Consider the following 21,761-nt stretch of genomic DNA (forward strand, 5'->3'; position numbering starts at 1 on the left):
CGATCAGTGTTGTAACTATACACAATGTTACAATTTCGATCTCGTTAAATATTCGTCAGACAGGACTCATCTGACTAGTTTTCATCAATAAAAACGTAAAATTAGGCCTAATTATTTGTGGTGTGAATTTAGCCTTAATCTATTTATGGTTTAAATTTTCACCTGGCTCGTTAAAGTAATGACATTTTACTTTTTAAAATTGAATGCAGGGAAATCAGCAGTGTTCGGTAGTCGTTTTGAAGATATTAATTTCAAAGGGGATGTATTTGGCGGGGTAACCACGGCGATTATCTCTCTTCCTTTGGCGTTAGCGTTCGGTGTTGCATCCGGTGCAGGGGCAGAAGCAGGCCTCTGGGGCGCAATAATGGTCGGTCTGTTTGCTTCGTTGTTTGGTGGTTCTAATACGTTAATATCAGAACCAACAGGGCCAATGACGGTAATCATGACCGCTGTGTTAACCAGTATGATGGCGAAGTATCCAGAAACGGGCATGGCCATGACCTTCACGGTTGTTATGATGGCTGGTGCGTTCCAAATCCTATTAGGGACGTTAAAACTGGGTAAATACGTTACCTTGATGCCTTATAGCGTGATTTCGGGCTTTATGTCAGGGATTGGCGTGATTCTTATCATTTTGCAGCTATCACCTTTGATGGGGCATGCTGCTCCTTCTGGAGGAGTGCTCGGAACATTATCTGCTTTGCCGGAGACCATTTCTAACCTCAAGTTCAGTGAACTGTTTTTAGGTCTACTGACTTTGGGGATTCTCTTTTTCTTCCCTAAGCAATATCGAAAATATGTACCAGCGCAACTCGTGGCGTTGGTTGCGGTGACTTTATTGTCTGTGATGTTCTTCGATACGGAAGACATTCGTCGTATCGGTGAAATCCCGGCAGGATTGCCTTCTCTCGTTGCACCTCATATTGATCCAGATATGTTTGTTGAGATGGTTATTGATGCGTTGGTGCTCGGCACCTTAGGTTGTATCGACACTTTGTTAACGGCGGTTATCGGTGACTCCTTGACTCGTAAAGAGCACGACTCAGACAAAGAACTGCGAGGCCAAGGTCTTGCCAACATGATCTCAGGCTTGTTCGGTGCTCTACCTGGCGCGGGCGCAACGATGGGCACGGTGACTAACATTCAAGTTGGGGCTCGTTCGCCATTGTCCGGTGTGATTCGTGCACTTATGCTTGCATTGGTCGTATTGGTTGCGGGTGGATTAACGGAGCCGATCCCAATGGCTGTGTTGGCTGGCATTGCAGTATATGTCGGCTTTAACATTTTGGATTGGAGTTTTATTCAACGAGCACACAAGGTTAGCTTTTCCGGAATGGCGGTAATGTATGGCGTTATGTTGCTCACAGTGTTCGTTGATCTTATCGTTGCCGTGGGCTTGGGCGTCTTTATTTCCAACATTATTATCATTGAGCGTCTGAGCCGAGAACAGGCGAGACAAGTGAAAGCGATCAGCGACGCGGATGAAGACGATGTGCCGCTAACTGACAGCGAGCGTGGCTTGCTTGATCGCGCCAATGGCAAAGTACTGTTCTTTTATCTTTCGGGCCCAATGATCTTCAGTGTTTCTAAGGCAATTTCACGCCAGCACTCCAGTATTTCGGATTATGATGTGATGATTCTCGATCTTACCGATGTACCTATGATTGATGTTACTGTCGGTTTAGCGTTAGAAAACGCGATTAAAGATGCGCTCGATGCTAATTGTGCCGTGTATTTGTTGTGTCCAAATGAGCGCACGCGAGAACAGCTAGAAAAGTTCCACGTTATTGATCTTGTCCCGAATGACAATATGTACCAATTCCGTTATGAAGCATTAAATGCGGCGGTAGCTCATGTCGAGGCGGACCAGTATCAGCGTATAACGGCGTAATCACTCTGATCGTTAAAAACGCAACAGCGCTCTGTTGCGTTTTTTATTCCCTAACTTTTCCTTACTTGTAGATAACCTTTACGTTGATAGGGACTATATTTCCAATATTATCGAAAGGTTTAATTGTAATCATCGTTATTCAACGATAAACTGATGGACCTCCAGTACAATACCCAAGGCGATTTCGTAGTAAACCGCTGATAAACATCGAGTCGGTATTAGTAATCACAAACAAACGGCAATCACGACCTTATGTACGCATTAGAAATTGAACAGTTGCGCAAGACGTATGCAGGTGGCTTTGAGGCGTTAAAAGGTATTAGTCTCCAAGTGAAAAAGGGTGACTTCTACGCGCTTCTGGGTCCCAATGGTGCAGGAAAATCGACCACGATCGGCATCATCTCTTCCTTAGTGAACAAAACTTCTGGGACGACGAAAGTTTTCGGTTATGACATTGATACCGACCTTGAGTTGGCCAAACAGAATTTAGGCTTGGTGCCACAAGAGTTCAACTTCAATCAGTTTGAAACTGTTGAACAAATCGTGATGCAGCAAGCGGGCTATTACGGTGTGTCTAAAGTATTAGCCAAAGAACGAGCTGAAAAGTACCTGAAAAAACTCGATTTATGGGAAAAACGTAAAGAGCGTGCCCGTAATTTATCTGGCGGAATGAAGCGCCGTTTGATGATCGCCCGAGCTTTGATGCACGAGCCGCAGTTGCTCATTTTGGATGAACCAACGGCTGGGGTGGACATTGAACTACGCCGCTCAATGTGGGAATTTCTGAAAGAGATCAACCAAGAGCAAGGGATTACGATTATTTTGACGACGCACTACCTAGAAGAAGCGGAGATGCTGTGTCGAAATATCGGCATTATCAACCGGGGTGAGTTGATTGAAAACACCACCATGAAGGCGTTGCTAGGTAAGTTAAGCGTCGAGACATTTATCCTAGACATTGAATCTGAAGGCGAGGTGCCTGAGCTTGAAGGCGTCAATCGACAAAGTATTGTTGATGGCTCTTTAGAGATAGAGCTAGATAAAAGCCAAGGATTGAACTCAGTGTTCAGTCAGTTAACAGAGCATGGTATTAGAGTTCTTTCAATGCGTAACAAAGCCAACCGACTGGAAGAGTTGTTTGTCAGCATTGTAAGAGAAGGGAGTAAGTAAATGTACGGTTTATATTGGACGGCATTTCGTAGCTTGCTGAGCAAAGAGATCACCCGTTTTACGCGTATTTGGGTGCAAACTTTAGTTCCGCCTGCAATCACAATGACACTGTATTTCATCATTTTCGGTAATCTTATTGGCTCTCGAATCGGTGAGATGAGCGGCTTTAGCTACATGGAGTACATAGTTCCAGGTTTGATCATGATGTCGGTGATCACCAATTCATACTCGAATGTGGCGTCTTCGTTCTTTAGTGCAAAACTACAGAAGAACATTGAAGAGCTGCTGGTGGCACCAGTGCCAAATTACGTGATCATTGCTGGATACGTAATGGGCGGTGTGACTCGAGGTTTGTTAGTAGGCGCTATTGTTACCTGTGTGTCTCTATTGTTTGTGGATCTGCAAGTTGAACACTGGGGCATTATTGTTGCGACCGTCTTCATGACATCCGTTGTATTTGCTCTAGGCGGACTGATCAATGCGGTCTATGCAAAAACGTTTGATGATATTTCGATCATTCCTACATTTGTGTTGACCCCGTTAACCTACTTGGGTGGTGTTTTTTATTCCATCAGCTTACTGCCTGAATTTTGGCAAGGTGTCTCTAAGATTAACCCAATCGTCTACATGGTGAATGCGTTCCGTTATGGTTTTTTAGGCGTATCGGATGTAGGTATTGTCACCTCATTCAGTGTGCTTGCGGTGTTTGTGATAGCGCTGTATGCCGTTGCTCATTACTTAGTAACGAAAGGTATTGGGCTAAGAAGCTAAGACTCTCCCACACAACAAAGAGCAGCGAATCATGCTGCTCTTTGGCATGCATAACAATACATACCCATACAATCATTCAGTTTTTATCATGATAGGTTTCAATCATTTGTAATAAATGAGTGATCCTATGAATATTGTCCCGCCGCCGCCTTTCTCCTATCAGTTACTTAAGCCCAAATATTGGTCTGTTTGGCTGGCATTTGGATCTTTAGCGATTCTTGTTAATGTACTGCCATATATAGTATTGCGAATCTTAGGTAGAAGTATCGGCTGTGTTGCGATGCATGTAATGAAGCGCCGACACAAGATCGCTCTGCGTAATCTCCAGCTGTGTTTCCCTGATTTTACGGATTGGCAATGTAAGGACGTAGTACGAAAAAACTTTCAATATACGGGAATGGCGATCATCGAAACGGGGATCGCCTGGTTTTGGCCAGATTGGCGGATACGTCGGATAACCTCTACTGTTGGGAAAGATCGTTTACTCGCTGAGGAAAAGAATGGCCGTGGTGTGTTGGTGGTGTGCAGTCACCATTTAAACTTGGAGATAACCGCTCGTATTTTTAGCCAGTTTGCCAAAGGTTACGGTGTGTATCGCCCAAATTCGAATCCTGCTTATGAGTTTATTCAACATCGAGGTCGAACTCGTTTTGGGCATCAAATGATTGATCGAAAAGACGTTAAATCAATGCTCAAAGTTCTGAAAAATGGTCATCGACTGTGGTATTTGCCCGACCATGATTATGGCGTCAGCCATTCTGTTTTTGCGCCGTTCTTTGCTGTTGAACAAGCCGCGAGTACCGTGGGCTCTAGTGTGCTTATAGACGCAACAAAGTGTGCGGTCATATCTGGCGTCACAGTGAGCAAGAATCACCATTACACGTTGTATATTGGAAAAGATATCAGTGAGCGTTTCGAGAGGCGTAATGCGATTAAAGCGGCAAGTATCTTGAATCAAGAACTCGAGAAAATGATAAAACGTGATATTCCAGCGTGGATGTGGCTGCACAAGCGGTTTAAAACACGTCCTGAAGGATTAGATTGCGTCTATACGTAGAACATAAAAAAGGTCGACTAAGAGTCGACCTTTTTACGTCTTGATGGCTCAGAGCTTACTCTGCGCTCTCTGAGTTTGTATTACTAGACTCTGCTTCTTCCTTCGCTTCGACAACCATATCTACCGTTTGGTTATCGATAAGACGAGCTTTGCCTAAGAACGCAGACATCAGAATGACGGCTTGTGTCGTTTCTGGTGTGATCACTTGTAATGTACGAGCATCACGAATGAAGATCTCATCAGGGTGCAAACCTGCAGCTCGCAGTTGGTCGCTCGCATCTTCGATGATCGATGCGTAGTCATCACGGCCGCCACGAATGGCACTGCTGATCCAACGCATTGTACGAGCAAGTACTGGCGCACGCTGGCGCTCATCCAGCGTGAGTAAGCCATTGCGAGAGCTCATAGCTAACCCGTCCATTTCACGTACGGTTGGTACACCAATGATTTCAATGTCCATCGCAAGATCGACAACCATCTTGCGGATAACCGCAAGTTGTTGAAAATCTTTCTCACCAAAACAGGCCACATCTGGCTGAACGATGTTAAATAGCTTGTTTACGATGGTTGTGACGCCACGGAAATGACCAGGGCGTGAAGCCCCTTCTAAAATAGTCGATAGACCCGGAACATCAACAAACGTTTGTTTATCAAGCCCTTCAGGATAGATAACTTCTGGTGTCGGCGTAAATACCACATCGACCCCTTCTGAGGTTAACTTGCTTAAGTCTTCCTCTAGCGTACGCGGGTAATTATTTAAATCGTCTGCACGATCAAACTGCATCGGATTAACAAAGATGCTTACGACAACGATATCAGCGTGTTCGCGTGCTTTACGCACTAAAGTTAAGTGACCTTCGTGAAGGTTGCCCATGGTTGGGACAAACGCAATTTTACGACCTTCACGTTTAAAGGCTTTAAGGTGTTCACGAACTGCTGAGATTTCCGCAAAAGTTTGCATGCATTTATCCTCTAGGCAATGGTATGAGCGTCGTCTGGGAATACACCGTTGGCTACATCTTCAATGTATTTAGCAACGGCTTTGCGCATATCACCTGTTTCAGCAAGAAAGTTTTTGGAGAATTTCGGCATGTAGTTGGCAGAGATACCGAACATATCATGCATCACGAGTATTTGACCATCTGTCACGTTACCAGCCCCAATACCGATAACAGGGACGTCGAGCACTTGCGTAATACGCTCAGCAAGCTCAGCAGGCACGCACTCTAGTAAGACGATTTGAGCGCCTGCTTCTTGCAGTGCTAAGGCATCTTTCACCATGCGGTCCGCTTTTTCTTGATCGCGACCTTGGACTTTGTAACCACCAAAAATATTCACGGCTTGAGGAGTTAAACCAAGGTGAGCACAAACTGGAACCGAGCGTTCAGTGAGCATTTTTACAGTGTCGACTAGCCAGTCACCACCTTCAATTTTCACCATATTGGCACCAGCACGCATCAGTGTAGCCGCATTTTCGCAAGCTTGCTCTGGCGTGGTGTAGCTCATGAATGGCATGTCAGCCATCAACAAACAATTTGGGCTACCTGCGCGTACGCAACGAGTATGGTAAGCGATATCATCGACCGTTACTGGCAGAGTATCGTTGTGACCTTGCAAAACCATACCTAGAGAATCACCAACAAGAAGTACTGGCATTTCTTGGCTTTCAAACAGTTGGGCAAAGCTCGCATCATAAGCGGTTGAAGTAGCAAATTTACGACCTTCTTGCTTCCACTTGATTAGGTCGTTGATGGTCATTTTTTTCATGGTTTTATCCTTACTAGGAGTTGGCTATGACTGCCAGATACTGAGGCCGTTTCTATCTACTTGTTCCAGTAGTTTAGAGACCTCGGTCCCATCGGGGAGTTGTAAACTTGGTGCAATTTCCGCAAGAGGGTAGAGTACGAATTCACGCTCTTTCATTCCATAATGAGGAACGATCAGCCTCTCGGAATTAATCACCTCATTGCCATAAAGCACAATGTCGAGGTCCAAGGTTCTTGGTCCCCAACGTTCGTCTTTACGGACACGCCCTTGTTCTTGCTCAATGGCTTGTGTGCAATCGAGCAACTCAAGAGGCGTCAAACTGGTGTTAATCGACACAACCGCATTGATGTAATCCGGTTGGTTTTGTGGTCCCATTGGCGTGCTGCTGTATAGCGAAGAAGCCTGAACAAATTCTGATTTAGGCAGCGTTTTTAACGCTTCAATCGCTTGCTTCGCTTGGCTGACAGGATCAGCCAAGTTACTGCCTACCGCAATGTACGCTGTGATCATGACTTAGGCTTACTCTTTTTCTTGCGATAGGTTTTACGGCGGCGCTGACCACTCTTCGGTGATTGACCGTCTAGGTCGGCAGCCATTGCTTGACGCATTTCTCGGCCTGCATTTTGAAAAGTTTCCCACCACTTGGCAAGCTTCTGAGTGTCACCACCTTCAATTTCACCGCGCATTTCAAGAAAATCAAAGCCAGCTCTAAATTTATTGAGCTCCATCAGGCGGAATGCACGTTTACCGTTGCGTCGTGGAAGACGAAGCTGCAGCTGCCAAATCTCGCGAATGGTTGCGGTATGGCGTCTTGGAATGGCAATTGTACGAACTTGTTCATCAAGAATGATGTTACTCGCTTCCATAATGGCGTCGTAATGGCCTAGGTTGCGCTCTTCCATCAGCTCATCGGCTTTCGCACACAGTGGGTACCACAACATCGCAGCAAACATAAATGCAGGGTTGATACGTTTACCATCTTCGATGCGCATGTCAGTAGAATCCAACACGAGATCCAACATTTGCTCTGTGTGAGAGGAGTAATCTTCTGTAAAGTGCGCTGCAATCGTCGGGAAGAGCTGTTGGAATAAGTTGTACTCACGCAGTAGGTGGTAGGTTTCTAAGCCATGACCGGATTGCAATAATTTGAGTGACTCTTCAAAAAGACGCGCTGACGGAATGTCACCGAGCAACGGTGCCATGTGTTCGATTGGTGCCGCGGTGTCTTCTTCAATATCAAAGTCCAGTTTTACTGCGAAGCGAACTGCACGCAACATACGTACTGGATCTTCACGGTAGCGTGTTTCTGGATCGCCAATCAGTCGAATGAGGCGATCTTCTAAATCCTCAATACCACGTGCGTAGTCGTGAATCGAGTAATCCGCGATGTTGTAGTACATCGAGTTAATCGTGAAATCACGGCGCTCAGCATCTTCATCGATGGTGCCGTAGACATTGTCCCGCAGCAGCATTCCTTCTTTAGATTGTTGAGAGATGCTCTTGTTCTTTTGCTCTTGGTGGTGACCACGGAATGTCGCAACCTCAATGATGTCTCGGCCAAACATAATGTGAGCCAAGCGGAAGCGGCGACCAATCAAACGGCAGTTACGAAATAGCTGTTTGATCTGTTCCGGCGTTGCGTTGGTCGCAATGTCAAAATCTTTTGGTTTCTGTCCAAGCAGTAAGTCTCGAACCCCGCCACCCACAAGAAAAGCATCGAAACCAGCACCATTTAGGCGGTACAGTACCTTCAGTGCATTATCACTGATCTGCTTACGCGAAATGTTGTGCTCTTCACGAGTTATTACATTGAGAGCGAGCTCTGGAATAGTGGCAGGTTCGCTTGGTGTATAGTCGTTTGTATTCATGTGCATCTGGCAATAACTGGGTTTAGTCCAATCTTGCTTTGGTTAGTTTTTGCGCCTCTAGGGCCTAATTTGCGGCTAATGATAGCCTACACAATGCCATTTGAGAATCACGGTGTGATCTCGATCTCTGTTGGAAGCTGTTCCAAGCGCCAGTTTTCGCAGCCCCAACGAAGAATCTCTTCTATGTTGGCCGCTTTTATGGCTTCCGGTATCTCGAAGCCCAAAAATGTCATGGCGCGTAATAGAGTAGGCTTTGGTGTCTCTATATCAATAGCCGTCGCGTGATTTTGTTTCGACAGTTTATTGCCGTTGTTGTCCATCGCCAATGGTAAATGCAAGTAGCTGACTTCAGGCTGCCCAAGTATCTGGTACAGACTGATTTGACGCCCTGTTGGCTCGATTAAGTCTGCACCACGCACGACTTCGGTGACGCCTTGGTCGATGTCGTCCAATACTACCGCAAGATTATAAGCAAATAATCCATCTCGACGTTTAATAATGAAATCTTCATTAACGAGTTGCTCTGGAATCTTAATTGTTCCACGCTTCTGATCGAAGAAATGAGCGACAGGCTTGGTCATTTTTAGGCGAATCGCGCCGTCTTTCAAGTTTTTATCGCGGCAAGTGCCAGGATAAAACCCGCCATGCTCTTTAATTTGCTTTCGAGTACATTGGCAATAATAGGCCTCACCATTTTCGAGCCATGTGTTTATTTGGGCTTGGTAAAGGTCATGACGTTCACTCTGGTATACCACCTCTCCATCCCAATGCAGCTGGTAGGCTTTGAGCGCATCTAGGATAAGTTGCGCCGCACCTGGCATTTCTCTTGGTGGGTCCAAGTCCTCAATACGTACTAACCAGGTTCCGTTGTGTGCTTTCGCTTGAAAATAGCTGCCAAGAGCGGCAATCAGTGAACCAAAATGTAAAGGACCAGAAGGAGATGGGGCGAATCGACCTACATAGCGTGTCATGCGTGTATCTCGAATTTAGTAAACAAATGGGATGCAAAGGTAGTCAAAACAAAAAGGGAGCCTGAGCTCCCTTCAATAATCATAATGCTTGGTTGATTAACCTTGCATTTGCTTCTCTTTGATTTCTGCAAGTGTTTTACAGTCAATACATAGGTCAGCGGTTGGACGTGCTTCAAGACGGCGAACGCCAATCTCTACGCCACAAGACTCACAGAAGCCAAAATCGTCTTCTTTGATTTTATCCAAAGTCTTTTCAATCTTCTTGATCAAACGGCGTTCGCGGTCGCGGTTACGCAGTTCTAGGCTGAACTCTTCCTCTTGAGAGGCGCGGTCAACTGGATCTGGGAAGTTTGCTGCTTCGTCCTGCATGTGGTGAACGGTACGATCCACTTCAGCTCTCAGCTGGTCGCGCCAAGCTGTTAAGATTTTCGTAAAGTGTTCAACCTGCTCTGGTGACATGTACTCTTCACCAGGTTTTTCCTGATATGGCTCCACGCCGGCAATGGCTAGGATGCCTATCGTTTTCTTCTTTGATTCTGGCATACAGCATCTCCTACTTACACCTAGTCAACTGCTACGCAGTCAATTTAAGGCGGGTATCTATAGCAAAAAGAGGCGGTGCAAGCAAATACTGAATCGCAAAGTTATCGTCAATGTGAAGACGACATCATTTTTTCTCTTAATTGATAAAATCAATAGCGGAAATCAGCTTCATTCCAGTATCGCTCAGTTCAGCTTTGTAGCAGAGAACTTCCACTCCAGCGTCTTGTGCTTGTTTGAGTAATAGTGAATATTTCGCGTCTATATGGTGCGCCGCGGATACTTTTTCAATACCTGAATGTAAAACAGTGAATAAAAGTATGGCTCTACTTCCATTTTGTGCCATTTCTGTGAGCTCTCTCAGGTGCTTTTGTCCCCGAGTCGTGACCGCATCTGGGAAGTATCCTTGTCCAGTAGAGTCGGTCTCATCAAGAAGAGTGACGCTTTTCACTTCTATATAGCATTTTGGCTTGTTGTCTGCGCTGAGCAAGATATCAATTCGGCTATTTTCATTACCGTATTTCACCTCAGTTTGAAGTGTGTCATAACCACAAAGCTCTGAAATGACATTATTTTCAATAGCCTCAACGGCCAGTTGGTTGGCGCGCGCAGTATTGATACAAATGCGGTGGCCTTGTTCGGTTTCACTCAACTCCCAACTATTGGGGTATTTTCGTTTCGGGTTGTCGGAAGTGGAAAACCAAACTTTGTTTCCCGGTGTCGCACAACCTGTCATAGCGCCAGTGTTTGCGCAGTGGATAGTACGAACTTCACCGGTATCGAGTTCGATATCGGCAAGAAAGCGTTTATAGCGTTTGAGTAGAGTGGCGGACTCTAAAGCGGGTGTGAAATGCATTTGCTTATTTAGACAAAAATTTTTTTATGTACAATGTTGCCACCATTACACCATAAGGTATTTCCTTTGTCACAATTGCCGATTGAAGCCGTGATGCCTGAGTTGCTGACGGCGGTCAAAAATCAACATCAAGTGATCTTAAAAGCGGCGCCTGGTGCCGGTAAGTCGACCTACTTCCCTTTACAGCTCCTCTTAAACCATTCGGTTGTTGGAAAAATCATCATGCTCGAACCAAGACGACTCGCGGCGCGTAACATTGCCCGTTATCTTGCTGAGCAATTGGGAGAACAAGTAGGGCAACGCGTGGGTTATCGAGTTCGTGGCGAGGCAAAGGTAAGTTCTGCAACGCAGTTGGAGATCGTGACTGAAGGGATCATGACTCGGATGATTCAAACTGACCCTGAACTGGATGGTGTTGATCTGCTGATCTTTGATGAGTTTCATGAACGCAGCATTCATGCCGATACCGCTTTGGCATTCAGTTTAGAAGTTCAAGAGGCATTGCGAGACGATCTCAAGCTGGTGGTAATGTCGGCAACGCTTGATCAACAAGCCTTACAGTCGTTGTTGCCGGAAGCCTGTTACATTGAATCAGAAGGACGCAGTTTCGACGTAGAAATGCGTTACCAACCGTTAGGTGTGAATGATCATTTACCGACGAGTATGGCAAAAACAATAGAAAGTCTTATGAACAAAGAGTCCGGCTCTTTGTTGGCTTTCCTACCGGGCGTTGGGGCCATTAAACAAGTCGAAGAACGTTTATCTCATTTGGCGGATGATATTGAAGTGTGTCCGCTTTATGGGCAACTGAGCTTTACTGAGCAACAAAAAGCCATCACGCCGGCAGAACACGGCAAGCGTAAAGTCGTACTCGCGACCAACATCGCAGAAACTTCACTGACGATTGAAGGCATTCGCCTTGTGGTTGATTCTGGGTTAGAGCGTATTGCCCGGTTTGATTTGAAAAACGGTTTAACACGCTTAGAGCAAACACGCATTGCACAGTCTTCAGCGATTCAGCGTGCAGGACGAGCAGGGCGGATCGAAGAGGGCATTTGTGTTCGTCTTTATTCTGAAAGTCAGTTCAAGCAGCAACCGCTGGTTCCCCAACCTGAAATTTTGCATTCCGATCTATCGAGCTTAGTCATGGAGCTGGCCTTTTGGGGAGCGAGTGATATCCACGATCTCAAGTGGCTTGATGTTCCCGCTAATCCGTCATTGGAACAAGCTAAGCAGCTATTGGTGTCATTGGGACTACTGACGGAAAAAGGGCAATTAACGTCCGAAGGAAAACAGGCGCATGAACTAGGCGTTGAGCCTCGTGCGGCTGCGATGCTAATTAAAGCGCAATCTTACAGTGATAAGATGTTAAATGCTGCTTTGGCGGCGGTCGCACTGATTGAAGAGCCAGAGAGAAACGTTACCAATATCGCTCATAGCTTGCATCGTTGGCTTGTTGGTACTCATCCAAAAAAGTCGCTGTTGTTCAAGCGTGCTCAATCTCTAGCGTACAAATTGGATACGGTATTTGACCTGAAAGGCGTGGATGAAGAAGCATTACCGCTGGTGTTAAGTTTGGCATTTCCAGATCGCATTGCGCAGCAGCGCACAAATCAATTTGGGCGATTTACTTTGGCTAATGGTCATGGTGCAGAATGTCGTCAGGAAGACATGCTAGGTGGCTGTGACTATTTGGTTGCCGTTGACTTAATGCGTTCTCATTCTAACTCCAGTCAAATTCATTCGGCATGTGAATTGGATGTCAATATATTGCGAGCGACCTTTGAAGCGCTATTTTCGTCTGAAGAAGTTGTAGACTGGGATGAAAAAAGAGGGCGTCTAATGGCTGAGCGACAAACAAAACTCGGTCAGCTGGTGGTTGAACGCGAGCCTTTGCCAAGCCCTGGCAAAGAAAAAATGACACAAGCTTTACTCACGTATGTCCGCCGCCAGGGCTTACAGAGTCTAAACTGGACACCGGCAGCGGAGAGCTTGTTGGCTCGGGTTCGTTGTGCGGTGGAATGGTTACCCGAGCAATCATGGCCAATGTTTGATGAAGCCAGTTTGTTGGATTCATTAGAAGAGTGGTTAGAGCCGTACATGACGTCCGTCAGTTCGGTTAACGATTTGAGCAAGATAAACTTGGTCGAGGCGCTGAACGCTCGATTAGGTTGGCCACTCAATCAACAGCTGGATGAATGGTTACCAGAGCATTACCAACTGCCTACAGGTTCAAAGAAGCGTATCCGTTACCAGTATGGCCATGAGCCGAAATTATCGGTGCGTATGCAAGAGGTATTTGGTGAGAGTGGCTCCCCTACGGTAGCGCTTGGTCGCAAGCGTTTAGTGCTTGAACTGCTTTCGCCGGCACAACGTCCGCTGCAAGTGACGTCTGACTTGGCGGCTTTCTGGAACGGAAGCTATAAAGACGTTCAAAAAGAGATGAAAGGGCGCTACCCAAAACACGTTTGGCCAGATGATCCTGCCAATCATGTAGCAACTACGAAAACAAAAAGACAATTGAATAATGACTAACAGCAAAAAGCCTAGCGCGAAAAAAGCGCCAGCGAAGAAAAGTACAACCAATAAAGGAACGACAAAACCGACTCGACGCACACCGAGTAAAAAGCCGGCTAACGAGAAACGTTCGTGGCTGAAAGTTTTGTGGTCATTTAGCTGGAAAGCCGGTGTTGCGCTTGCCGCTGTTTTGCTGTTTGTTGGGATTTACTTAGATAGTGTCGTGAAAGAGCGCTTTGAAGGTCAGCTGTTTGAACTGCCAACGGTGGTTTATGCTCGCATCTTGAACTTAAATCCGGGTGAAAATATCACCATTCAAGAACTGCGCAACGAGCTGGATGTACTGAATTACCGTAAGGTAAGTCAGCCTCGCTATCCTGGTGAGTACTCTTCTTCTTCCACTCGTATTGAGCTGATCCGTCGTCCATTTGAATTTGCCGATGGTCCTGAACCGGATCGTCACGTGATGCTCCATTTTTCAGATTCTGGCTTACAGCGTATTCAGTCTTTAGAGTCCCGAGGCGATCTTGGTTACTTACGCTTAGAGCCTAAGATGTTGGGTATGCTGGAGAAAGATCAAGATGAGCAGCGTCTGTTCTTGCGTCGTGATCAGTTCCCAGAAATTTTAGTTGATGCACTGCTTGCGACCGAAGACCGGGGTTTTTATCAACACGATGGGGTGTCTCCACTCGCGATTGCACGAGCAATGGTTGCAAACATTAAAGCGGGTCGTACTGTTCAAGGTGGTAGTACGCTAACTCAGCAGTTAGCGAAAAACCTGTTTTTGACCCGTGATAAAACGCTGTGGCGTAAAGTTCGAGAAGCGTATATCGCGTTAATTTTGGATTACCGTTACAGCAAAGATCGTATTTTGGAAGCCTACCTTAACGAAGTGTACTTGGGGCAAAGCGGTGGTGAAGCGATCCACGGGTTTGGCTTGGCATCACGTTATTACTTTGGACAACCGATCCAAGAGCTGCGAATCGATCAACTGGCGATGTTAGTTGGGATGGTAAAAGGACCATCTTACTACAATCCAATTCGTTACCCTGAGCGCACGAAAGAGCGCCGCGATCTTGTATTACGTTTGTTGATGCAGCAAAACATGCTGACATCTGAGCAGTATGAGCAAGCCGTCAGTCGTTCGCTTGATACGCAGAGCAAACCACGTATCGCGAGCCGTCAGCCCGCTTATTTCCAACAATTGAGCATTGAATTGAAAGAAAAAGTGGGGGAGCGATTTAAAGCGGAAACCGGGCTGCGCGTGTTTACGTCTCTGGATCCGGTATCGCAAAGCAAAATGGAGCAAGCCATCGCGAAAAAGATCCCGGAGCTAGCTAAACGAGGCGGTAAAGAATTAGAAGCCGCTGCAGTCGCGGTTGATCGTCATAGTGGTGAAATCCGTGCCATGGTTGGCGGTAAACGTGTTGGTTATGAAGGTTTTAACCGCGCGCTCAATGCCAGTCGTCCAATTGGTTCTCTAGTTAAACCAGCGATTTACTTGACGGCTTTAGAACAACCGGAAAAATATAACCTAGGCACGACGCTGCACGACACGCCGCTAAGCCTGAAAAGCAGTAAAGGTAATGTATGGACACCGCGTAACTACGACCGAAAATATCGTGGTGATGTGCCACTCTACATTGCTTTAGCGAAGTCACTCAACGTGCCAACTGTGCGCTTAGGCATGGCGCTTGGTATCCCAGAAGTATCCAATACTTTAGAACGTTTGGGCGTCAACAAAGACGAAATCCGCCCAGTGCCTTCGATGTTTTTGGGCTCGTTTTCTTTGACGCCGTTTGAAGTCGCGCAGATGTATCAGACACTGACGAACTCAGGCAAACGTGCGAAACTGACCGCTCTGCGTTCAGTGATGGATATGGAAGGTAATGTGCTGTATCAATCCTTGCCTCGTTCATCAAGAGCCGTGGATGAGCAAGCAGCATGGCTAACGACCTACGCGATGAAACAGGGGGTTGCTCAAGGTACAGGCCGCTTCTTACAAAGCCAGTTTGGTTGGGCTGCACTGGCAGGAAAAACGGGTACCAGTAACGATAACCGCGATAGCTGGTTTGTCGGTGTTGATGGCCGTGAAGTGACGACAATTTGGCTAGGCCGCGACGATAACAAACCGGTTCATCTAACGGGATCGAGCGGTGCATTACGAGTGTACGCAGAGTATTTGAAGCAACGCATTCCTGAGCGTTTAGAGCTTCCATGGCCAAGAGAGATCACCACGTTAGGATTTAAGCCGACATCAGATGGTGGTTTAGAAATGAACTGTCGTAGTGATTATAAACTGCCAGTTTGGGATAAAACGGGTCAAATAAAGCAGCAGTGTGAGAAGAAATCAAACTGGCTTAACAGCTTATTTGATTGGTAGCATCGCCAAATCAACAACATTAGCTTGTCTCTCTGGTCAATTCTTAGTACATATTAGGGCGTGTTAGTGCGGTGCTGCTAGCACGCCCTACTTGATAAGAAATTCAACAAAGGAAGAAGTGAATGTTCAAAAAGCTGTTATCAAGCCCGTCGACTCGCCATTTCGCGCTTTGGGTTAGTGCCTTTTTGATCACCACTCCTTCAGTTTCCCTCGCCAACTCTCTAGCAAAAACGGATGACGTGGAGCCTCGTCCAAAGGTGGCAGTTGTGCTCGCCGGTGGCGGAGCAAAAGGCGCTGCGCATATCGGCGTCCTCAAAGCGTTAGAAGAGATGCAGATCCCGGTCGATATCGTAACGGGCACCAGTATGGGCGCTTATGTTGGTGGTCTCTATGCAACGGGGATGAGCGCTGATGAAATTGAAAGTTTTATCTACACCGTCGATTGGAGCAGTGGTTATCGAGATCGTGTCGACCGTAGTCAACGCCGAGTTCGTGATAAAGAGTATGAAGACCGCTATCAAATTAACACTGACCTCGGCTTAAGATTTGGTGAGGTTCGTGCCCCAACGGGTGTCGTGCAAGGCCAGAACATGTTGCGCGTATTGCGTGAGACTACAGGGAACTTAGGGCGATTCGATTCTTTTGATGATCTTGCCATTCCTTATCGCTCTGTGGCGACAGATATTCTTGCGCTAGAGGAAGTGGTTCTTGGCAATGGCTACCTTGTGGACGCCATGATGGCTAGCATGTCTGTACCAGGAGCGCTTCCTCCCTATAAGCTCAATGGCCATATGCTTGTCGATGGCGGCGTGGTCAATAACATGCCTGTCGATGTGGCTCGCGCCATGGGGGCTGATGTTGTTATTGCTGTCGATATTAGCACCGACTACAAAACCGAAGATGAGTTTACCGGGCTGTTTACTGTAGCGGATCAACTTTCTAATTACCTAGTTCGTCGCAGTACGCAACAGCAAGTGGACGAGCTTGAACCACAAGATATTTATATTCGTCCCAATGTGGGCACCATGGAAACGGTCGAGTTCGACAAAATGCCTTGGGCTTTTCAAGCGGGCTACGATATTACCAAGCAGCTTGAAGATAAGCTGCTTGGTCTAAGTTTATCGAACGCAGAATACCAAAAGTACATTGATCACAAGCAAGAGGTACGTAAGACGCTGGTTTACGGTGATAAACGCATTGTTGATGACATTGTGATAGTGAATAACACCCACTACAGTGATGTATTACTTACCAACCGTATCCAATTGAAAACAGGTCGTCGTATTCCAACGGCTGAAATAGAAAAAGCCGTTGAAAATCTCTATGCGTTGGATCGTTTTGAGTTAATCACTTACCACTTTGAAGATGTTGATGGTAAGACATTGTTGGTTTTTGATGTTAACGAAAAGTCGTGGGGGCCGAATTACGTTAACTTTCGATTTTTCCTTGAAGATGACTTCGATACGGATAGCCAATACGGCATCGGTATGTCGACCAATTTTACTAATTTAAACTCGCATGGTGCAGAGTTGGCGTTCAACGTAGAAATGGGCACGGATAAGCTGATAGAAGCTGAGTTGTATTCGCCTGTTTTATCTAGCCAAACGCTTTTTGTTGCTGGCCGTGTTGGATACAGCAGTGAAGATAGAAACTTACCTTTTAGCGAGTTTGAAAACCCGGACCTCAGCTCAGTTAACGACTTCTTACCCGTTTCCTATAATGACTTTGCTTCAGAACTGGCGATTGGCATTCAACCTACGTTATGGCAAGAGTTGCGCCTTGGTGCTCGTTACTCTACAGGAGATATTGAGCTGTCTACCTTGGCCTCGGCAGGGCAGCTAGACTTCGAGCGCAAAGGTATATTTGCGAGCTATCGACTCGATACGCTTGATGATTTTGCATTTCCTACTCGCGGACTGCTGGTCGATCTTGAATATTTCGTATCTCATGACAAGAGTCCGGAAGGCATCACTCTGCTCGACACGGAAAAGATGATTGAAGATACTGTGTATGAAATCTCCGCGCGATTCAAAGGTGCGGTCAGTCATCAGCGTCATACTTTAGTCGGACATGCAGAATATAGCTTTGTAGAAAGTAAAAATTCATCGGTTCCACTTGATCCGAGAGAGTTAGGCGGCTTTTTAAACCTATCTGGCATCCCAAGAAATAGCTTGATTGGACAGAACCTGTTTTTTAGTAGCTTGGTGTACCGATACAAATGGTTCGACAATGACTTTGGACTATTTGAAGCGCCAGTCTACCTCGGTGCATCAGTGGAATACGGTGGAGTTTGGTCAGATAATGATCTGAAACTAAACGAAGCGCCACTTTACAATGCTGGCTCCATCTTCTTTGGTGTTGACTCACCAATAGGACCAATAATGTTGGCATACGGTCGTACCGAGCAAGATTTGGATGCTGTGTATTTGATCGTAGGAACATCGTTTAATTAATCGGGCATGAGAAAGCAAAAACTTGGCATATTTGGTCAAAATTAGCAGAACTTTAGTCGTAAGTTGCTATGTTGGTCAAAATGATAAGATTTTAATTTAAGGTTAAATTTGCTATTATTTTGCCCACAGTTTGGCCTCTACGGCGCTGTTTCTCAATCATAATTGAATGAAAACAAGGGCAATGGAGAGCCAAGTTTCCAAGGATGTTCACTCCTTTACTTTAACAATAGTAATAATAGAGGAGGAACCGCAATGAGAGGAAAAAGTCGTGCTTGAAGCCTACCGTAAACACGTCGAAGAGCGTGCTGCTGAAGGAGTTGTTCCTAAACCGCTAGACGCAGAACAAGTTGCTGGACTTGTAGAACTTCTGAAAAATCCCCCGCAAGGTGAAGAAGAGTTCATTCTTGACCTACTTGAAAACCGTATCCCTCCAGGTGTTGATGAAGCTGCTTATGTAAAAGCGGGTTTCCTAACAGCAGTAGCAAAAGGTGAAGTTAAATCACCATTAGTGAGTCGTGAAAAAGCGGCTGAACTGCTAGGCACTATGCAAGGTGGCTACAACATCGAGCCGCTAGTTGAGCTATTGGATGATGAAGCACTGGCAGAGATCGCAGTAAAAGCGCTGTCTCATACGCTGCTGATGTTTGATGCTTTCTATGACGTAGAAGAGAAAGCAAAAGCAGGCAATGCGCATGCACAAAAAGTACTTCAGTCATGGGCTGATGCTGAGTGGTTCCTTTCTAAGCCTAAGCTTGAAGAAAAAGTCACTCTAACTGTATTTAAAGTAACAGGTGAAACGAACACGGATGACCTTTCACCTGCACCTGATGCTTGGTCTCGTCCTGATATCCCAGTGCACGCACTTGCGATGCTGAAGAACGAGCGTGAAGGCATCAATCCTGATCAACCGGGCAATATTGGTCCGATCAAGCAAATTGAAGAATTGAAAGAAAAAGGTCACCAATTGGTTTACGTTGGTGATGTTGTTGGTACTGGTTCTTCACGTAAATCTGCAACCAACTCAGTACTTTGGTTCATGGGAGATGATATCCCTTACGTTCCAAACAAACGTGCTGGTGGTTATGTACTTGGTGGTAAAATTGCACCTATCTTCTTCAACACAATGGAAGATGCGGGCGCACTACCAATCGAAGTTGACGTGACTAAGCTCAACATGGGCGATGTTATCGATGTTTACCCATATGAAGGTAAAGTTTGTAATCACGAAACAGGTGAAGTTTTAGCTGAGTTCTCGCTGAAAACGGAAGTACTGATTGATGAAGTTCGTGCTGGCGGTCGTATCCCATTGATCATCGGTCGTGGTTTGACAGACAAAGCGCGTCAATCGCTAGGTCTTGAGCCTTCGGATGTATTCCGTAAACCTGGTGAAATTGCAGATTCTGGCAAGGGTTACACGCTTGCACAGAAAATGGTTGGTAAAGCGTGTGGCGTAGAAGGCATTCGCCCTGGTACCTACTGTGAGCCGAAGATGACGACAGTAGGCTCGCAAGATACTACCGGCCCTATGACTCGTGATGAACTTAAAGACTTGGCGTGTTTGGGCTTCTCTGCTGACCTTGTTATGCAGTCTTTCTGTCACACCTCTGCGTACCCAAAACCAGTAGACGTAAACACGCACCACACACTTCCGGACTTTATCATGAACCGCGGTGGCGTATCTCTTCGCCCGGGTGACGGTATTATCCACTCATGGCTAAACCGTATGCTACTACCGGATACAGTTGGTACTGGTGGTGACTCACATACTCGTTTCCCGCTAGGTATTTCATTCCCAGCAGGTTCGGGTTTGGTTGCCTTTGCTGCTGCGACAGGCGTTATGCCACTAGATATGCCTGAGTCAATCTTGGTTCGCTTTAAAGGTGAAATGCAACCGGGTATCACACTACGTGACCTTGTTCATGCCATCCCTTACTACGCGATTCAGCAAGGTCTACTAACGGTAGAAAAAGCGGGCAAGATCAACGAATTCTCTGGCCGTATCCTTGAGATTGAAGGCCTAGAAACGCTAACAGTTGAGCAAGCATTTGAGCTTTCTGATGCTTCTGCTGAGCGTTCTGCGGCAGGTTGTACTGTGAAACTGTCGCAAGAGTCGATCGAAGAGTACCTAAACTCTAACATTGTAATGCTGAAGTGGATGATCTCTGAAGGTTACGGTGACCGCCGTACTATCGAACGTCGTATTACAGCGATGGAAGAGTGGCTAGCAAATCCTGAGCTAATGCAAGCGGATAAAGATGCTGAATACGCACATGTGATTGAAATCGATATGGCTGAAATCAACGAGCCAGTACTATGTGCACCGAATGATCCGGATGATGCTCGCTTGTTGTCTGAAGTACAAGGCACAGCGATTGATGAAGTGTTCATCGGTTCTTGTATGACGAACATCGGTCACTTCCGCGCTGCTGGTAAGCTGCTAGATAAGTTCAATGGACAGCTTGCAACTCGTCTATGGATCGCTCCGCCAACGAAGATGGACAAGGATCAGCTAACGGAAGAAGGTTATTACGGTATCTTTGGCCGTGCAGGGGTTCGAATCGAAACACCAGGATGTTCACTGTGTATGGGTAACCAAGCGCGTGTTGCAGACAAATCAACAGTGATGTCGACCTCAACGCGTAACTTCCCGAACCGTCTAGGTACTGGTGCGAATGTTTACCTGTCGTCTGCGGAACTAGCTGCCGTAGGTGCAATCCTTGGTAAGATTCCAACCAAAGAAGAGTACTTGGAGTATGCGAAGCAAATTGATGCAACCGCTACAGATACTTACCGCTACTTGAACTTCCATAAAATGGATCAGTACACCAAGAAAGCGGATGAAGTGATCTTCCAAGAGCCTGCATAAGTTTAACTGCACAATTAAAAAGCACCTCAAACGAGGTGCTTTTTTTATGGGCGCAATTCGCTATACTCCGCACCAAATTGATACGAAAAGGCAATCTCGATGGAATTTGAATTCATCCGTAACACGTTGATGGGCGAGTACTACGTAAAATGCAGCATGGGGCATGAGATTGTTGGGCGCTGGCTACAAGAAGAAATTGGCAAAGATCCTATGAAGATTGCTCAGGTTGAAAAGCTAATTGAGCAGTCATTTTCAGCGCCTTCTCAAGAGCATAACCTAACAGGTACAGAAATTAGCTTGATGATTCTGGGCGATGAAGTCCTAGTGCAAGAAAACGCATTGGCCCATGACCATGATGTTGAGATGGAGAGTGAATTCGATTTCTACAATGCAGAAAGTACAGCAAGCTGTGGAATAGAGGACTTCATGATGCTTATCGAGCGATGGAAAGACTTTTTGAACATTTAGTGCACAGTTTTGGGTAACTTTCCTTCTGTTGCTTTAAATTTGTGAAAAGGGCGCACCGATATGGTGCGCCCTTTTTGTTTATATATATGCTGTCTCTTATACACATCTGAAAAAAAAAATCAAAAAAAAAAATAAAATAAAAAAAGTCGAATCATTATTAGAAGAAATTGGGTGAAAAAGGTG

At 46.0% G+C, this 21,761-nt stretch carries 16 protein-coding genes; 9 read left to right on the plus strand and 7 right to left on the minus strand.

Features of this window, described 5'->3' with window-relative positions; all coding sequences use genetic code 11:
- Positions 1-220 precede the first annotated feature (220 nt).
- The 4 genes from EX191_RS13960 to EX191_RS13975 all read left to right on the plus strand — a co-directional run bounded on the left by EX191_RS13960 (position 221) and on the right by EX191_RS13975 (position 4,889).
- Positions 221-1,891 carry a SulP family inorganic anion transporter gene (locus tag EX191_RS13960; RefSeq protein WP_114323662.1) on the plus strand — a complete coding sequence of 557 codons (1,671 nt, stop codon included), beginning with the start codon at positions 221-223 and terminating at the stop codon, positions 1,889-1,891.
- Positions 1,892-2,143: 252 nt separating this feature from the next.
- Positions 2,144-3,061 carry an ABC transporter ATP-binding protein gene (locus tag EX191_RS13965; RefSeq protein ID WP_047008973.1) on the plus strand — a complete coding sequence of 306 codons (918 nt, stop codon included), beginning with the start codon at positions 2,144-2,146 and terminating at the stop codon, positions 3,059-3,061.
- On the plus strand, positions 3,062-3,832 hold the full coding sequence (locus EX191_RS13970) for an ABC transporter permease (protein ID WP_005396714.1): 771 nt from the start codon (positions 3,062-3,064) through the stop codon (positions 3,830-3,832).
- A gap of 127 nt (positions 3,833-3,959) precedes the next feature.
- A complete protein-coding gene (locus EX191_RS13975; RefSeq protein WP_104970935.1) occupies positions 3,960-4,889 on the plus strand; it encodes a Kdo(2)-lipid IV(A) acyltransferase in 930 nt (309 codons plus the stop codon).
- A gap of 55 nt (positions 4,890-4,944) precedes the next feature.
- Here EX191_RS13975 and panC read toward each other — a convergent pair whose 3' ends face one another.
- The 7 genes from panC to sfsA all read right to left on the minus strand — a co-directional run bounded on the left by panC (position 4,945) and on the right by sfsA (position 10,891).
- Positions 4,945-5,850, minus strand: coding sequence for a pantoate--beta-alanine ligase (gene panC / locus EX191_RS13980; RefSeq protein ID WP_193447920.1), 906 nt, complete (start codon positions 5,848-5,850; stop codon positions 4,945-4,947).
- 11 nt (positions 5,851-5,861) lie between these two features.
- Positions 5,862-6,656, minus strand: coding sequence for a 3-methyl-2-oxobutanoate hydroxymethyltransferase (gene panB, locus EX191_RS13985; RefSeq protein ID WP_005396718.1), 795 nt, complete (start codon positions 6,654-6,656; stop codon positions 5,862-5,864).
- Between the two features lie 24 nt (positions 6,657-6,680).
- Positions 6,681-7,166 (minus strand): 2-amino-4-hydroxy-6-hydroxymethyldihydropteridine diphosphokinase, encoded by a 486-nt coding sequence (gene folK / locus EX191_RS13990; protein ID WP_005396720.1) that lies wholly within the window; start codon positions 7,164-7,166, stop codon positions 6,681-6,683.
- Complete coding sequence (gene pcnB, locus EX191_RS13995) at positions 7,163-8,530, minus strand: polynucleotide adenylyltransferase PcnB (RefSeq protein ID WP_046875073.1); 1,368 nt, start codon at positions 8,528-8,530, stop codon at positions 7,163-7,165. The genes folK and pcnB overlap by 4 nt, the downstream gene beginning before the upstream one ends.
- Before the next feature lie 101 nt (positions 8,531-8,631).
- Positions 8,632-9,495 carry a tRNA glutamyl-Q(34) synthetase GluQRS gene (gene gluQRS, locus EX191_RS14000; RefSeq protein WP_046875072.1) on the minus strand — a complete coding sequence of 288 codons (864 nt, stop codon included), beginning with the start codon at positions 9,493-9,495 and terminating at the stop codon, positions 8,632-8,634.
- A gap of 96 nt (positions 9,496-9,591) precedes the next feature.
- On the minus strand, positions 9,592-10,038 hold the full coding sequence (gene dksA, locus EX191_RS14005) for an RNA polymerase-binding protein DksA (RefSeq protein ID WP_005386584.1): 447 nt from the start codon (positions 10,036-10,038) through the stop codon (positions 9,592-9,594).
- A gap of 136 nt (positions 10,039-10,174) precedes the next feature.
- A complete protein-coding gene (gene sfsA, locus EX191_RS14010) occupies positions 10,175-10,891 on the minus strand; it encodes a DNA/RNA nuclease SfsA (protein WP_006743318.1) in 717 nt (238 codons plus the stop codon).
- 66 nt (positions 10,892-10,957) lie between these two features.
- Between sfsA and hrpB the strand changes: the two genes are divergently transcribed.
- The 5 genes from hrpB (at position 10,958) to EX191_RS14035 (ending at position 21,578) form a co-directional block, all read left to right on the plus strand.
- Complete coding sequence (gene hrpB, locus EX191_RS14015) at positions 10,958-13,426, plus strand: ATP-dependent helicase HrpB (protein WP_193447921.1); 2,469 nt, start codon at positions 10,958-10,960, stop codon at positions 13,424-13,426.
- The gene (gene mrcB / locus EX191_RS14020; protein ID WP_193447922.1) at positions 13,419-15,791 is read left to right on the plus strand and encodes a penicillin-binding protein 1B; all 2,373 of its coding nucleotides are present in this window, start codon (positions 13,419-13,421) and stop codon (positions 15,789-15,791) included. Before hrpB ends, mrcB begins: the two co-directional genes overlap by 8 nt.
- A gap of 122 nt (positions 15,792-15,913) precedes the next feature.
- Positions 15,914-18,244 carry a patatin-like phospholipase family protein gene (locus tag EX191_RS14025; RefSeq protein ID WP_193447923.1) on the plus strand — a complete coding sequence of 777 codons (2,331 nt, stop codon included), beginning with the start codon at positions 15,914-15,916 and terminating at the stop codon, positions 18,242-18,244.
- Between the two features lie 268 nt (positions 18,245-18,512).
- Positions 18,513-21,110: a bifunctional aconitate hydratase 2/2-methylisocitrate dehydratase gene (acnB, locus tag EX191_RS14030; protein WP_145473507.1), complete on the plus strand. Its 2,598-nt coding sequence runs from the start codon at positions 18,513-18,515 to the stop codon at positions 21,108-21,110.
- Between the two features lie 99 nt (positions 21,111-21,209).
- Positions 21,210-21,578: a YacL family protein gene (locus EX191_RS14035; RefSeq protein WP_193447924.1), complete on the plus strand. Its 369-nt coding sequence runs from the start codon at positions 21,210-21,212 to the stop codon at positions 21,576-21,578.
- The last annotated feature ends 183 nt before the right edge of the window (positions 21,579-21,761 follow it).

This window comes from Vibrio chemaguriensis, from assembly GCF_012275705.1.
Classification (GTDB): domain Bacteria; phylum Pseudomonadota; class Gammaproteobacteria; order Enterobacterales; family Vibrionaceae; genus Vibrio; species Vibrio diabolicus.

Excerpts from the sequence above, each read along its gene's own strand:
- EX191_RS13975 (WP_104970935.1), top strand. The coding sequence starts at position 3,960 with ATGAATATTGTCCCGCCGCCGCCTTTCTCCTATCAGTTACTTAAGCCC.
- EX191_RS14025 (WP_193447923.1), top strand. The coding sequence starts at position 15,914 with ATGTTCAAAAAGCTGTTATCAAGCCCGTCGACTCGCCATTTCGCGCTT.
- panC (WP_193447920.1), bottom strand. The coding sequence starts at position 5,850 with ATGCAAACTTTTGCGGAAATCTCAGCAGTTCGTGAACACCTTAAAGCC.
- panB (WP_005396718.1), bottom strand. The coding sequence starts at position 6,656 with ATGAAAAAAATGACCATCAACGACCTAATCAAGTGGAAGCAAGAAGGT.
- folK (WP_005396720.1), bottom strand. The coding sequence starts at position 7,166 with ATGATCACAGCGTACATTGCGGTAGGCAGTAACTTGGCTGATCCTGTC.
- dksA (WP_005386584.1), bottom strand. The coding sequence starts at position 10,038 with ATGCCAGAATCAAAGAAGAAAACGATAGGCATCCTAGCCATTGCCGGC.
- EX191_RS13965 (WP_047008973.1), top strand. The coding sequence starts at position 2,144 with ATGTACGCATTAGAAATTGAACAGTTGCGCAAGACGTATGCAGGTGGC.
- pcnB (WP_046875073.1), bottom strand. The coding sequence starts at position 8,530 with ATGCACATGAATACAAACGACTATACACCAAGCGAACCTGCCACTATT.
- EX191_RS14035 (WP_193447924.1), top strand. The coding sequence starts at position 21,210 with ATGGAATTTGAATTCATCCGTAACACGTTGATGGGCGAGTACTACGTA.
- mrcB (WP_193447922.1), top strand. The coding sequence starts at position 13,419 with ATGACTAACAGCAAAAAGCCTAGCGCGAAAAAAGCGCCAGCGAAGAAA.
- gluQRS (WP_046875072.1), bottom strand. The coding sequence starts at position 9,495 with ATGACACGCTATGTAGGTCGATTCGCCCCATCTCCTTCTGGTCCTTTA.
- sfsA (WP_006743318.1), bottom strand. The coding sequence starts at position 10,891 with ATGCATTTCACACCCGCTTTAGAGTCCGCCACTCTACTCAAACGCTAT.
- EX191_RS13970 (WP_005396714.1), top strand. The coding sequence starts at position 3,062 with ATGTACGGTTTATATTGGACGGCATTTCGTAGCTTGCTGAGCAAAGAG.